The sequence below is a fragment of the uncultured Campylobacter sp. genome (genome assembly GCF_938045595.1).
In the GTDB taxonomy this organism is placed as follows: domain Bacteria; phylum Campylobacterota; class Campylobacteria; order Campylobacterales; family Campylobacteraceae; genus Campylobacter_B.
Map to the genome: position 1 here is coordinate 1 of NZ_CALIBB010000135.1, position 13,364 is coordinate 13,364.

A 13,364-nucleotide genomic window follows, 5' to 3' on the forward strand; every position below is an offset into this window, starting at 1 on the left:
GGTTGCTTTTAAATTTTAAAATTTCAATGCAAGCCGCTTTAAAATTTCAAAAGACCCGCCGCTTGTCCGCCGCGAGCGGCGATGAAATTTTAACGCCTCGCCTTACAACGAAATTTTAAAATTTTAGCGCGCCTCGGGGATCGCGCCGTAAAATTTCAAGCCAAAATTTCAAGCCGAAATTCTAACTCAAAATTCCACGCCCGTAGCACAGAATTTAAAGTCCGAAAAATTCCATCGCGGCGACTTAGAATTTTACTCGTTAAATTTTACGAATTTTGCGCGCTTTTAAATCCGCAAATTTAATACGCCTTTACGAGCCGTAAATTTTTTAGATATATGACGCCGTCAAAAACGCCGCCTCCATTCGGCGCAGGCCAAGAAATGGCGATTCTTTTCGGCTCTTCGTCGTATTTGGGCTCACAATAATTCTTGGAGCAGTCTATTTTAAATACCTCTTTATCGTTGCTATCAAAATCCGTCTGGGTAGAATTTTTAGGAATTTCCAGCGTGTGGATTATACGATACGGCTCGCCCTCTTTTGTGCGGGCGGACGTTATTTTTATTAGCGTATCTGCGCTGTCGTCCGAAGTCCTATAAACCCCGTCTTGCCCCAAGCCCGCCAGCTCGAATTTTTTCTCCTTGCTATAAAATGCCGAGATTATGGAGCAGCCGCTAAAAAGCAAAACTGCCGCAAATAACGCAAACGCTCTCATCTTTCCTCCTTAGGCCGGTTAAATTTAGTTTTTAAAACTATGAATAGGCGCGGGGATCTGGCCGCCGCGGGCGATGAAGTCTGCCGAGGAGTTTTTATTTACGCTCATCACGGGCGCGCTTCCGAGTAGGCCGCTAAATTCTAGCGTGTCGCCCTCTTTGCCTTTTGGGATTATGCGCACGGCGGTCGTTTTTTGATTTATCACGCCGATCGCGGCCTCGTCGGCTATGATCGCGGCGATCGTCTGCTCGGGCGTATCCTCAGGAATCGCGATCATATCGAGCCCCACCGAGCAGATCGCAGTCATCGCTTCGAGTTTTTCTAAATTTAACGAGCCTGCGCGCACCGCGGCGATCATGCCCTCGTCTTCGGAGACGGGGATAAACGCGCCGCTAAGCCCGCCTACTTGGTTGCACGCCATGACGCCGCCCTTTTTGACTGCGTCGTTTAGCAGCGCAAGCGCAGCCGTCGTGCCGTGCGTGCCGACGCGCTCTAGCCCCATCTCCTCAAGCACGCGCGCGACCGAATCGCCCACGGCAGGGGTCGGAGCTAGCGAGAGATCGACGATGCCAAATTTCACGCCCAGCCGCTCGGACGCCATTTGGCCGACGAGCTGTCCGATACGCGTGATCTTAAACGCAGTCTTTTTCACGGTCTCCGCAACCACGTCAAAGCTCGCTCCGCGCACCTTCTCAAGCGCGCGCTTAACGACGCCGGGGCCGCTAACGCCCACGTTTATGACGACTTCGGCCTCGCCCACGCCGTGAAATGCACCTGCCATAAAGGGATTATCCTCGACGGCGTTGGCAAATACGACTAGCTTTGCGGCGCCAAGATCGGAAAGCCGCGCCGTCTCTTTGATCACGCGCCCCATGTCGGCGACCGCGCTCATATTTATGCCCGTCTTGGTCGAGCCGATATTTACCGACGAGCAGACCTTTTGCGTAGCGGCAAGCGCGGCTGGGATGGAGTCGATTAAAATTTTATCGCCCTTTGCGTAGCCCTTTTGCACTAGCGCCGAAAAGCCGCCGATAAAGTCGATGCCGACCTTTTGCGCCGCCTCGTCCATCGCTTTAGCAAGCGGGACGTAGCTCACGGCATCCGTCGCTGCGCCGATGATGGCGATAGGCGTTACGCAGACGCGTTTATTTACGATCGGGATGCCAAGCTCTGCTGAAATTTCATTGCCGACCTTTACCAGATCGCGAGCTTTATCGGTGATCTTGGCGTAAATTTTCTCCGCTGCTTTGTCGATATCTGGATCGATGCAGTCAAGCAGGCTGATGCCCATCGTGATCGTGCGGATGTCGAAATTTTGCTCCTCGATCATCGCGATCGTTTCGGTTACGTTTTTGATGTCCATATCGGCACCTTAGATGTTGTGCATGGCGTCAAAGATCGCCGAGCTTTGGATGTTGATTTTAACTTTTAGCTTTTCGCCAAGCTCGTTTAGCTCCTCGCGTAGAGCCGTGAAGTCCTGCTTTTCGTCGCTGGAAACCACCGCCATCATCGTAAAAAACTCATCCAAAACCGTCTGACTGATGTCGTCTATGTTTAGCCCAAGCTGCGCGAGCTTAGCCGAAACGCCCGCTACAATGCCAACCTTGTCCTTACCGATCACCGTTACGATCGCTTTCACTCTTACTCCTTTTTAAAATTTATTTAGCTATTTTGAGCGCGAAGCCCTTCAAAACTACTGAATTTTGCCGCCGTTTGAAATTATCAGCGCAAATACAATTGCGACAAAAGCGTAAAATATTACCGCGAGCCATATCGCCCATCTATTCACGCCGCCGCCCCGCCTTAGGGCTTCGTCGTCCTGTTTATCTAACAATGAAACAAAACTATAGCAAACGAAATATTTCGCCATAGTTCCGCTACTGACGCTAATCGCCATTCCTATACTTCTATCATATTCATCCAAAAACGGAATAAAGCAGGAAATTAACACAACGGCAAATAGGGCTGCGGCAATTTTATACTCCTTGCGGTACAGAAAAAAGAACAGCGTGCCGAAAAATCCCCACCAGCTCCACGTGCTTACATAATTTAACTCGCGCTGCTTGCCCGCGGCGAAAAATTTCTCGCAGGCGCGTGCGTAAATTTCAACCTTGCTAGGGGTTTGCAAGAAAATTTCCAGCTTCTGTCGAAGCAACTTGCCGTCAGATAAAATTTCTCTAGCGTAATCCGTCATCTCACTCTCCTTAGCGATAAATCCCCACGGCGGCGCGAACCTTTTGCATCAATGAAGCAGCCGTCGCGGCCGCTCTTTGCGCGCCCTGTCTTAGCATCTCGTCTAAAATTTCGCGGTGGCTTTGATAGTATTCGAATTTATCTCGCGCGTCTTTGAAGTAGCCGAGCACTAGCTCGTTTAGATACGCCTTAAAATGCCCATGCCCCTCGCCGCCCCGCTCGTAACGAGCCTGTAGCTCCGTCTGCTCCGCCTCGCTTAAAAATAGCTTCGCGATGTTATAGACATTGCATCCGCGCCACTGCTTAGGCGCCTCCAGCGGCTCGGAGGTCGTTACGATACTTGAAATTTGCTTCTTTAGCGTCGCGGCATCTGCAAAAATATCGATCGTATTGCCGTAGCTCTTGCTCATCTTCGCGCCGTCGGTGCCCGGCACGATCGCCACTTCATCATTTACGCGCGCTTGCGGAATAGTTAAAATTTCTCCGTGGGCGTTGTTAAATTTAAGCGCGATGTCGCGGACGATCTCGACGTGCTGGATCTGATCCTTGCCCACGGGCACGACCTCTGCGCTGTATAGCAGGATGTCCGCCGCCATCAGCACGGGGTAGCTAAACAGATCGTGTTTGCTCTCAAAACCCTTGGCGATCTTGTCTTTGTAGGCGTGCGCCCGCTCGAGCAGCCCCATCGGCGCATATCCGCTTAAAATCCAGTAAAGTTCCAGCACCTCTTTCACGTCGCTTTGCACCCAAAACACCGTCTTTTTCGGATCTATCCCGAGGGACAAAAACGCCGCGGCGGCCTCGTAGGTGGAGTTTTTTAGCTTTGCGCCGTCGCTTACGGACGTGAGCGCATGGTAGTTTGCGATAAACATAAACATCTGCTCGCCCGCGTTTTGCGCATCCACCATCTGCTTGATACTCGCGAAGTAATTGCCCAAATGCAGCTTGCCGCTGGGCTGAAGACCCGTTAAAATTCTCATCATTGCTCCTTTAAATCAAAATCAAATCGCCGTCCACAAAACCCACGGCGATGTGCTTGCACTTAAAAATTTTAGCGCTAGGCATCTGCTCTCGCAGCTCGCGCAGAGCCTGCACGAGCAGTTTTAAAACCTGTCGCCACGAAAGCTCATTTAAAAATTCAAGCTGCAAGCGTGAATATTCGGGATAAAACTCATCCTCGTCCTCGCACGCCCAGTCGTCGTCATCCGCGTCATAACTGCTCGATCCCGCCAGCTCAAGCGCGTAAGGCTCGTAAAGATCGAAGTGCCACGCGATCACCCGCTTTGGAATTTCCTCGCGCTCTAAGCCCTCCAGTAGCTCACGCAGCTTTTGCTTTAGCGCCTCTTTCTTTTCAAGCTTATCGCTTTTGCTCTCTTTGCCGCGCGGCTCGGAATTTTTGCCGCCGCCGGAGCGCTTTTGTTTAGACATCTTTTTCCCCTTTAAATTTAGCCCGTCGCAGGCGGAGCAAATTTCTTTTACGATCTTTTTTACGCTTTTATTTTCGACGTCGATTACGATGTCGGCCTTTTTTTCATACGCCCCGTCTCTTTGAGCGTGCAGCGCCGCGGCCTTTTGCAGATCCGCTAACAGCGGGCGCTTGGCAAATTTTTTCTCCGCGTTTTCGCTATTTTTTAAGCGATTAATGATCCCCTCAAAGCTTGATTTCAGATACACGACGGTGCCGATTTTGTTTAAATTTTTCACGGCGTAAAAGCCGCCGCCTGTAGAAATTACTGCGTGCCTGACGGACTTTTCTAAAAATTTCGCAAGGCTCTCTTCCATCTTTCTAAAGCTTTGCTCGCCCTGCTCTTTAAAAATTTGCCCGATCTTTTTATTGGCGTAGCTTTCGATCATATCGTCGCAATCAAGCGCAAACATCCCGCTTTGCGCAGCCAGAGCCCGCGCTACCGTGCCCTTGCCGACCCCCATAAAGCCGATGAGTACGATGTTACCGCTCTTCATCGCTCTCCCCTTTTTTGCGCGGCAGCAGCACTAGCGGACTTCCCGAAAGAGCGAAGCTTGCGCGCAGTCTGTTCATCAAATAGCGCTTGTAGCTAAAATGTAGCGCTTGCGGGCGGTTCATTACAAGAGCGATCTTCGGCGGCGCAAAGCCGATCTGCGCGGCGTAGTAAATTTTAACCGATTTGCCCCGCTCGCGAGGTATCGGATGCGCCTTTATCGCGGCTTCTATGGCTTCATTGATCCTTGCAGTGCCGAGCTTGCGCGTAAAATTTGAATAAACATCCAAAATGAGCGGGTAAATTTTATGTATCCGCTTCTTATCGGTCGCGCTGACGCTGATGATCGGCGCGTAGGAAAGGAATTTAAACCTATCGCGCAGATCGCGGCAAAACTCGTCGTAATCGCGCTCGCAAAGATCCCATTTGTTTAAAATTATGATGAGCCCGAGTTCAAATTTAGCCGCAAGCCCCGCGATGCGCTCGTCCAGCTCGTTTAGCGGCTCGCTTGCGTCAAGCACCAAAAGCGCGATGTCGGAGCTTTGCAAGATTTTTTCGGTGCGATTTAGCGCGAAACGCTCGATGCCCTCGATCTTGCCGCGGCGGCGAATACCCGCCGTATCGATAAACTCGAGCGTGCGCCCTTCAAATTCCGTGCTTTCGTTCACCGGATCGATCGTCGTGCCCGCATAATCGCTCACGACCGAGCGCTGCGAGCCCACAAGCGCGTTTAGAAGGCTCGATTTACCGACGTTTACCCGCCCGATGATACCCACGCCGATGGTTTTACTAGCGTAAAATTCCTCGTCGCGCCCCTCTTTCGGCTCGCCCTCGTCGTTGAAGCCCCCTATAAAATCATCAAAAATTTCATCCTCGTCCTGCTGCGCGGGCGCAGGGTCCAAAAAGCCGTAGATCCACTCTTTCAGCTCATCGATGCCGCTGTTGTGCGAGACGGAGATCGGGAAAAATTTAACGCCGAATTCGTTAAACTCCCAGCTGCGCTCCTCATCGCGCTTGCCATCAATCTTATTGACCGCCAGGGCGATGGGCTTACCGAGCTTTTGCAGCGAGAAAAATATCCGCCGCTCATCGTCGCTCGGCAATAGCTTGCCGTCCGTCATAAAGATTATCAAATCCGCGCTCTTTGCCTCGCTTAGCGTCTTAGCCTGCACGCGCGCAAACAGCTCGGAGGTGTCTTCCAAGCCGCCCGAATCGATCACGCGCACGCAGCGATCAAAAATTTCGGCTTCGGCCCTATTGGTATCGCGCGTCGTACCCGCAACGTCGCTCGTGATGGCGATGCGAGCGCCCGCTAGGCGGTTAAAAAGGCTCGACTTGCCGACGTTGGGGCGCCCGATGATGATCAAACTTTTCACGTTCGTCCTTGTAGTTTTTGGCGCGATTATAACCAAAAATAGATTAAAGCCAAATTCTACGCGCTCGCTCGCGGAGCTAAGCGGTAAAATTTTATAAAATTTAGGCGCTAAATTTAGCGAAATTTTATCGCGACACTAGCGGAACGCCGCACGGACGCAAGACGTCAAAACGCGCTATCCATCGCCGAACATATCGCAGAATGCGGAGATGTGCGTAAATCTTATAAATTTTAAAAACCGACGCAACTACACGAAAGCATAAAAGCCCGCAGCTGCGCAAATTTTACTGCTTTGCTCAAGCAAGCGGCGGCGCGCAGAGCAGAGGGTCGGTAAAAATCACAAAAGCAGCGCCCAATATCCAAGTACTGAACTAGCGCCCGTGAGCAAGAAACGCAAAAGCAAGCGTCCAAGTACAAAACCGAGCCGTCGCGCCAGGCGCGCAAAAGCAGGCGGTGCGGCGAAATATTAAAACGGCGGAATATTAAAATTTAATCATTATGCGTGTATAATTCCGCAAATTTAAAGGGTCGCGATGAAATACAACAACTTCTTGCTGCACCATCTAAGCGTGTATTATATGCTGATGGCGTGCTTTTACAACTCTCTTACGGGCGTTTTTGCCAAGCTTTTGGGCGCGCAAATTTCATCGCTTGAGGTCGTGCTCTTTCGCAATCTGCCCGGACTTTTGATCCTGCTTTATAAAATCAAGGCTCGTCCCCGTACGGCGCGCTTCGCAAACAAAGGTGGTCATCCTTTTACGCTCGCGTTTCGCGGCATTATCGGGATTTTGGGGCTGATGGTATTTTTTTATAACGTCGCCAACATCAGCCTCGGCGAGGCATTTACTTTTCAAAAAACGGCGCCCATTTGGACGGCGATCATTGCGTACTTTACCCTCGGCGAAAAATTCGGCGCGATGGGCTGGTTTTCGGTCTGCCTAGGCTTTGTGGGCATCGTTTTGGTAATTCAGCCGCAGTTTGGCTTGCAGCCGAGCGATATTTTTGGAATTTTAAGCGGATTATTCGCCGCGATGGCGCTTACCTCCGTGCGCGGGCTACGTAAATACTATAGCTCCGATACGATCATCCTCTCGGCGCTTCTTGCCGGCACGCTGATGCCCGTAGCGCTTATGATCGCGGCGGAATTTATAGACGCCCCCGCGCTGAGCTTTATGCTTTGCAAATTTAAAATTCCAAACGCACAGGGCTGGCTTTTTGCCGTGCTTCTGGGGCTGCTGGGGCTGTTTTATCAAACCTACGTCACCAAGGCCTACGCCGCGACGCGCAAAGCGGGCATAGTAGCTACGATCAGCTACGCAGACATCATCTTTTCGACGCTATTTGGGCTGCTGCTAGGCGACGCCTTGCCCGGTTTCATGGCGCTTGTGGGTATGGCGCTTATCATCGCCGCGGGCGCGCTCGTGGCAAACCGAAAGTAGCGGGCGATGAAGCAGAAGCTTTACTCCGCGTTTTGGCTGAAACATCTTGGCGTTTATTATATGCTCGTAGCGAGCTTTTATTTCGCGCTAAACGGTGCGCTAGCCAAGGTCATGGCGGAGCGGATGAGTAGCGCCGAGATCGTGTTTTTCCGCAACGTCGTAGGCATCGCGATCGTGCTGTTTTCGCTAAGGCGGGTAAAAAATCTGGGCCCGGGCGGCAAGCCGTGGCTACTCGCGTTTCGCGGCTTTATCGGCAGCTGCGGGATCTTAGCGACCTTCTACAATATCGCCCACATCGATCTTGGCACCGCTTTTACCTTCCAAAAGACGGCGCCCATTTTCACCGCGCTATTTTCGGCGTTTTTCTTAGGCGAAAAGCTAAGCTCGCGCGGTTGGTTTGCGATACTGCTCGGCTTTGGCGGAATTTTACTCGTCGTGCGCCCGCACATCGGCATCAGCGTAACCGATGCAGTGGGAATCTTCGGCGGCATGTGCGCGGGGCTTGCATACACGAGCGTGCGCGAGCTTCGCAAACACTACGCCACCAACCTCATCGTGCTGGTTTTCGTCTCGTCCGCTACCTTTCTAAGCGCGATGATGATGGCTGCGGGCTGGGCGCTTGAAGGTAGCGAGGTTAAAATTTTAGGACTTTTCAGCGGCGCGGATTTAGCGAAGCTCGCTTATTTCAACCCGCCAAGCCTTTTTGGCTGGGTGCTAGTGGCGCTTCTGGGCGTCAGCGGTATCTACTTTCAAATTTACATGACGCGCGCCTACGCCGCTTCGCGCAAAGCGGGCATCGTCGCTGCGATCAGCTACAGCGATATCCTATTTAGCATGGCGCTAGGAATTATGCTAGGCGATCATCTGCCCAGTCCGATCGTGCTAGCGGGCATCGCGGTGGTGATTTTAAGCGGAATTTTAATCGCCCGCGAGCGCTAAATCTAAAACCGATTCAAACGCGGTGCGAGGCTAAATTTAAATACGCACCGAGCCCGTGCCAAATTTCAGCGATATAAAAGTCTTAAAAAGCTAAGATTGCGATAAAGTTCTACGGCGTAGAAATATTTTTCGACGGATTTAAATTTTATGCATTTTATCGGTATCGACATCGGCTCGACCTCATCAAAGGTCGCCGTTATGAACGAACGCGGCAAATTTTGCGAACTGTTTTTGCTGCCAAGCGGCTTTAGCGCGGTTAGAGTCGCGCGGCAGATCAAGCAAATTTTAGAGCAAAAAGGCTACGGCAAGGGCTTCGTAACGGCTACGGGCTACGGACGCGTCAGCGTAGAGTACGCGCAGCTTAGCATGAGCGAAATTTTATGCCACGGGCTTGGGGCACACTTTTTATTTGAGCAAGACTGCACCGTCATCGATGTGGGCGGGCAAGACACCAAAGCGATCAAAATAGAAAACGGCAAACCAGCGGATTTTATCATGAACGACAAATGCTCGGCGGGCACGGGTAAATTTTTAGAGATCAGTGCGGGCCGCTTGGGGCTTGAGCTTAGCGAAATTTACAAAACCGCCCGCAAAAATCCCGCGATTAAAATTAGCTCGACCTGCACTGTTTTTGCAGAAAGCGAGATCGTCTCGCTAAGCGCAAATGGGGCTGAAACTAGCGAGATCGCCTACGCCATCGTGGATTCCTCCGCGCACAAGGTCGCCTCTCTCATCAAACGGCTGGAAAATCAAATTTATTTTTTAAGCGGCGGGCTTAGCAACGTGCCGCTCTTTAAACAGCTTCTAGGCGAGCATCTGGGGGCTGAAATTTTTACTCACGAAAACGCAATCTACTGCGGCGCAATGGGTGCTTCGCTTATCGGCGCACGCAAAGCAAATGAAATTTCAAAGGAGACGAGATGAAGATGGATTTTGACGCGCTTAAAAAGCGCAACGCAATGGCTCTGCACGATCTAAAAGAGCAAGGCAAACACGTAGTGGGAATGTTTTGCACCTATTCGCCAAAGGAGCTCATTTACGCTGCAGGCGCCGTGCCGGTTGGGCTTTGTGCCTATGACGAGAGCCCGATAGACGCCGCTCACGCCGAGCTTCCGCGCAATCTTTGCCCGCTAATAAAGGCAAGCTACGGCTACGCAGTTACTAAAAAATGCCCCTATATGAACGCCAGCGATCTCGTCATAGGCGAAACGACCTGCGACGGTAAGAAAAAGATGTATGAGCTGCTGGCAAAGCACAAGGACGTCCACGTGCTACAGCTACCGAATATGAGAGACGGCAAGAGTTTGGAGCTTTTTACCGACGAGCTTAGAGAATTTCGCAAAGTTTTAGAGCGAAAATTTGATACGAAAATCACCGATGAAGCGCTGCTCGATGCGGTGCAAATTTACAACGAAGAGCGCAAGGTGATGTTGGAGCTTTTAGAGCTTGGCAAACTAAATCCGATGCCGGTAGCGGGCAGCGAAATTCATCAAATTTCATTTGCGAGCGACTTTATATACGACAAGCAGGAGAAGCTTAAAATGATACGCGCCTACATAGCCGCCGCGAAGGAGATGACGCCGCCGAAAACTCGCAAAAAGCGGATCATCATCACCGGCTGTCCAAGCGGAGGCGTGTATGAGAAGGTTATCAAGCAGATCGAAGATCTTGGCGCGGATGTAGTGGCCTCTGAAAACTGCTCCGGCACCAAAGGCTATCAAAACCAAGTGCAAACAAAGGGCGATTTGGTTGCAAATATCGCCGAGCGCTATCTCAAAATCCCCTGTTCGGTGATGTATCAAAACGACGCACGCTCGGATATTATCAAGGAATTTATCCATGAGTATCAAGCGCACGGCGTCATCGACGTCGTGCTAAGCGGCTGCCACACCTACGCGATCGAGACGAACAAGATCAAAGAAGCCAGCCGTGAAGCTGGAGCAAACTATATGTCGCTGGAGACTGATTATTCAAAACAAGACGTCGGGCAAATTCGCACGCGTCTAGAGGCGTTTATAGAACTGCTTTAAGCTGGGTCGCTCGAAATTTTAAAATGAAGAATTTTCTAAATTTAAAAACAAACCAAAGAAAGGAGAGGTTGCATGAAATTTAAGGAGATAGACGAATCTCGTCGCGGCTTTTTAAAAGGAGCTTTGGCGGCTGCCGCCATCGCCGGACCGGAAGCGATGCTCGCTGGCTATACGCCGTTTAAGCCAGGTTCCCTGCAGGTTTGGTCGTGCGGAGGACTGTCCGAAGCATTTAATGAGCTAAACGCCATTTATGAGTCAAGGACGGGGCATAATATCCAGTACACTGGCGCCTTTGCGGGCGCGCTCGGAAAGTCGCTGCTAGCCTTGCAGGGCAAGACGGAGGTTTTTGGCGCTCGCGTTTTGGAGCTGTCTCAAAAACTGCGCAAAGCAGGCCTTAGCCTTCGCTTTAGACCGCTATGTTTTACCGACTACGTTTTAGTAGTGCCAAAGGGCAATCCCGCGGGCGTTCGCGATCTGAAGGATCTAGCAGAGCCCGGCGTAAGGGTGATGCTGCCGCTAAGGGCATCGCCTCCGGGTAGCGGACCGGTAAAGGGAATTTTGAAAAATTCAGGCCTCACGGGGCCGGTCATGAAAAATATGATTGCCAACGGCTCATGTGTCATCCAGATGATGTGCGATCTCGTAGATGGTAAGGGTGATGCGTCCATCATCGAAAAGCGCCTAACGACGCACGATAGGTTTAAAGACAAGATCGAATATATACCTATCGACGAGAAACTTATCCCGCCGGGGCCGCTTACCTTTACGCTAAATATCATGAAATACGTAAAAAACGAGAAGCTTGCCGATGACTTTGCGGACTTCGTCTGCTCCGTGGAGGGGCAGGAAATTTTCGAGCGACACGGCTTTACCTCCATCCATTCGGCGCGCGGGCTTGAACTCATAGAAAGGTTTGGTGTAAAAGATGTTTAGTATCGTAAATATGGCAAAGATGAAAAAAGTCTCTAGGCTAACTAAAATTCGTCGTTTGGTGCAGCTGATTTTTATCGGCGCGATCGGGCAATGGGCGTATTATGGGATTTTTAGATGCCCTTTTATTGTGCCTTTCGTAAACTGCCAATCCTGTCCGATAGTCACGTGCTGGGGGCGGATCGCGACCGTGTTTTTCGGCTTTTGGCTATTTATCCCCGTGCTGGTTATTTTCCTCGGGCGCGCGTTTTGCGGCTGGCTTTGCCCGGGCGGATTCGTCAATCAAATGCTGGGCAAATTTGCCGCTTTTAAGCTTAAGCTAAAAAATAACAGGAAGCTACGATATGCTCAAATAGGCATGGTTCTAGCCGTTTTGCTTAGCGCGGGCGTATATTTTATCTACGGCAACCCTCGCGTCATGATCCCCATCCGTACCAGCGACGAGTACCTAAACGCCGTTATCATGTCCTTTAAATTTTCCGACTGGTACTGGGCAGTTCGCACTGCCGTCGTCGTAGCTCTCATCGCCGCATCCTTGATCGTCGCAAATTTATGGTGTCGCTTCGCCTGTCCTAGCGGCGGCATAATGGAGCTGCTGCGTAAAATTTCAATATTTCGCGTTTACAAAACAGACGCCTGCGATAACTGCAACGCCTGTTTGCGCAAATGCGAAATGGGCACTAGACCGGACGAGATGAACTGCACGAACTGCGGCGATTGTATGGATGTTTGCCACGCGGACGCCATAAAATTCGGAAGGAAAAAAGATTGATGAATTTTTTCGCCAAACCCTCCTTCGACAACCACCCCTGCTTTAGCAAAAAAGCGTCCGCCGTCTACGGGCGCGTGCACCTTCCCGTAGCGCCGCATTGCAATATCCAATGCAATTTTTGCAACCGCATCTACGACTGCGCTAACGAAAATCGCCCCGGCGTAACGGGGAGGGTGCAAAGCCCGGACGAAGCCGCGCTATACGTGGAAAATCTATTTAAATTTAGACAGGATATCTCAGTCATCGGTATCGCAGGGCCCGGAGATCCTATGTGCGATGCCGACAAGACCCTAGCGACTTTTGAAAAATGCAAAGCCCGCTTCCCTCACGCCCTACTTTGCCTATCCACAAACGGCCTGTCCCTGCCCGAGCACGTGGATGATATCGTGCGAATCGGCGTGAGCCACGTGACGGTGACCGTTAATGCCGTAACGCCGGACGTAGGCGGCAAAATTTATGCGTGGGTGCGCCACAAAAACAAAATTTACCACGGCGAAGAGGGCGCTAGAATTCTTGGGGAGCGCCAAGAGGAAGGAATCCGCAAACTAAAAGAAGCTCGCATGATCGTAAAGATCAATACGGTCGTAATACCTGGCGTAAATATGGCTCACGTCCCAGAAATCGCGAGAAAGGCCAAGGAGTGGCAGGCCGATATCATGAACTGTATGGCGATGATCCCCGTGCATGATACGCCTTTTGCAAATATCAAATCGCCCTCAAACGAAGAAATTCGTAGCATGCGAAAGCTCATCGGCGGCTCCATTCATCAAATGACTCACTGCAGCAGATGCCGCGCCGACGCATGCGGCAAGCTTTGCGAGAAATGAAGACCTGCTTTTGCGGGTCTTTTATCCGGCGCAGGATACACGCTTTCATAGCGCACAAAATTTTATGTAGAGATTTAAATTTAAAATTTGTCTAAATTTAGAGCTAGTAAGCAGCCGATAAGCGGCTTTTTGGCTGCGACGCTTTTTAAAAATTTAAAAACAATTTTTAAATAATATTATTTTGCTTTT

At 50.9% G+C, this 13,364-nt stretch carries 13 protein-coding genes and 1 pseudogene; 7 read left to right on the forward strand and 7 right to left on the reverse strand.

Annotated elements, in window-relative coordinates; genetic code table 11:
• Positions 1-299 precede the first annotated feature (299 nt).
• The 7 genes and pseudogenes from Q0340_RS05745 to der all read right to left on the reverse strand — a co-directional run bounded on the left by Q0340_RS05745 (position 300) and on the right by der (position 6,239).
• On the reverse strand, positions 300-713 hold the full coding sequence (locus Q0340_RS05745; protein ID WP_298082518.1) for a hypothetical protein: 414 nt from the start codon (positions 711-713) through the stop codon (positions 300-302).
• A gap of 24 nt (positions 714-737) precedes the next feature.
• A complete protein-coding gene (locus Q0340_RS05750) occupies positions 738-2,075 on the reverse strand; it encodes a PFL family protein (protein ID WP_298082519.1) in 1,338 nt (445 codons plus the stop codon).
• Positions 2,076-2,084: 9 nt separating this feature from the next.
• On the reverse strand, positions 2,085-2,351 hold the full coding sequence (locus tag Q0340_RS05755; RefSeq protein ID WP_002944456.1) for an ACT domain-containing protein: 267 nt from the start codon (positions 2,349-2,351) through the stop codon (positions 2,085-2,087).
• Between the two features lie 54 nt (positions 2,352-2,405).
• Complete coding sequence (locus Q0340_RS05760; RefSeq protein ID WP_298082520.1) at positions 2,406-2,906, reverse strand: DUF2628 domain-containing protein; 501 nt, start codon at positions 2,904-2,906, stop codon at positions 2,406-2,408.
• 10 nt (positions 2,907-2,916) lie between these two features.
• Positions 2,917-3,885 carry a tryptophan--tRNA ligase gene (trpS, locus tag Q0340_RS05765; protein WP_298082521.1) on the reverse strand — a complete coding sequence of 323 codons (969 nt, stop codon included), beginning with the start codon at positions 3,883-3,885 and terminating at the stop codon, positions 2,917-2,919.
• A gap of 487 nt (positions 3,886-4,372) precedes the next feature.
• Positions 4,373-4,867 (reverse strand): annotated as a pseudogene (locus tag Q0340_RS05770) (shikimate kinase); the annotation flags it as partial.
• Positions 4,854-6,239 carry a ribosome biogenesis GTPase Der gene (gene der, locus Q0340_RS05775; protein WP_298082522.1) on the reverse strand — a complete coding sequence of 462 codons (1,386 nt, stop codon included), beginning with the start codon at positions 6,237-6,239 and terminating at the stop codon, positions 4,854-4,856. The gene der and the pseudogene Q0340_RS05770, both read right to left, overlap by 14 nt.
• 532 nt (positions 6,240-6,771) lie before the next feature.
• Here der and Q0340_RS05780 point away from each other — a divergent pair.
• From Q0340_RS05780 to Q0340_RS05810, 7 genes are all read left to right on the forward strand, one after another.
• Positions 6,772-7,677, forward strand: a complete 906-nt coding sequence (locus tag Q0340_RS05780; protein ID WP_298082523.1) for a DMT family transporter — start codon at positions 6,772-6,774, stop codon at positions 7,675-7,677.
• Between the two features lie 6 nt (positions 7,678-7,683).
• A complete protein-coding gene (locus Q0340_RS05785; protein ID WP_298082524.1) occupies positions 7,684-8,616 on the forward strand; it encodes a DMT family transporter in 933 nt (310 codons plus the stop codon).
• 147 nt (positions 8,617-8,763) lie between these two features.
• Positions 8,764-9,540, forward strand: a complete 777-nt coding sequence (locus Q0340_RS05790; protein ID WP_298082525.1) for an acyl-CoA dehydratase activase — start codon at positions 8,764-8,766, stop codon at positions 9,538-9,540.
• Entirely contained in the window at positions 9,537-10,646 is a 1,110-nt protein-coding gene (locus Q0340_RS05795; protein ID WP_298082526.1) for a double-cubane-cluster-containing anaerobic reductase, read from the forward strand. Before Q0340_RS05790 ends, Q0340_RS05795 begins: the two co-directional genes overlap by 4 nt.
• Before the next feature lie 72 nt (positions 10,647-10,718).
• On the forward strand, positions 10,719-11,579 hold the full coding sequence (locus Q0340_RS05800) for a substrate-binding domain-containing protein (protein ID WP_298082527.1): 861 nt from the start codon (positions 10,719-10,721) through the stop codon (positions 11,577-11,579).
• A complete protein-coding gene (locus Q0340_RS05805; protein WP_122873338.1) occupies positions 11,572-12,348 on the forward strand; it encodes a 4Fe-4S binding protein in 777 nt (258 codons plus the stop codon). The genes Q0340_RS05800 and Q0340_RS05805 overlap by 8 nt, the downstream gene beginning before the upstream one ends.
• Complete coding sequence (locus Q0340_RS05810; protein WP_298082543.1) at positions 12,348-13,175, forward strand: radical SAM protein; 828 nt, start codon at positions 12,348-12,350, stop codon at positions 13,173-13,175. Before Q0340_RS05805 ends, Q0340_RS05810 begins: the two co-directional genes overlap by 1 nt.
• Positions 13,176-13,364: the final 189 nt, after the last annotated feature.

What these genes read in the sequence shown, in the direction of transcription:
- Q0340_RS05750 (WP_298082519.1), bottom strand. Translation starts at nt 2,075, where the DNA reads ATGGACATCAAAAACGTAACCGAAACGATCGCGATGATCGAGGAGCAA.
- Q0340_RS05760 (WP_298082520.1), bottom strand. Translation starts at nt 2,906, where the DNA reads ATGACGGATTACGCTAGAGAAATTTTATCTGACGGCAAGTTGCTTCGA.
- Q0340_RS05805 (WP_122873338.1), top strand. Translation starts at nt 11,572, where the DNA reads ATGTTTAGTATCGTAAATATGGCAAAGATGAAAAAAGTCTCTAGGCTA.
- Q0340_RS05780 (WP_298082523.1), top strand. Translation starts at nt 6,772, where the DNA reads ATGAAATACAACAACTTCTTGCTGCACCATCTAAGCGTGTATTATATG.
- Q0340_RS05810 (WP_298082543.1), top strand. Translation starts at nt 12,348, where the DNA reads ATGAATTTTTTCGCCAAACCCTCCTTCGACAACCACCCCTGCTTTAGC.
- Q0340_RS05790 (WP_298082525.1), top strand. Translation starts at nt 8,764, where the DNA reads ATGCATTTTATCGGTATCGACATCGGCTCGACCTCATCAAAGGTCGCC.
- Q0340_RS05745 (WP_298082518.1), bottom strand. Translation starts at nt 713, where the DNA reads ATGAGAGCGTTTGCGTTATTTGCGGCAGTTTTGCTTTTTAGCGGCTGC.
- Q0340_RS05785 (WP_298082524.1), top strand. Translation starts at nt 7,684, where the DNA reads ATGAAGCAGAAGCTTTACTCCGCGTTTTGGCTGAAACATCTTGGCGTT.
- Q0340_RS05800 (WP_298082527.1), top strand. Translation starts at nt 10,719, where the DNA reads ATGAAATTTAAGGAGATAGACGAATCTCGTCGCGGCTTTTTAAAAGGA.
- trpS (WP_298082521.1), bottom strand. Translation starts at nt 3,885, where the DNA reads ATGAGAATTTTAACGGGTCTTCAGCCCAGCGGCAAGCTGCATTTGGGC.
- Q0340_RS05795 (WP_298082526.1), top strand. Translation starts at nt 9,537, where the DNA reads ATGAAGATGGATTTTGACGCGCTTAAAAAGCGCAACGCAATGGCTCTG.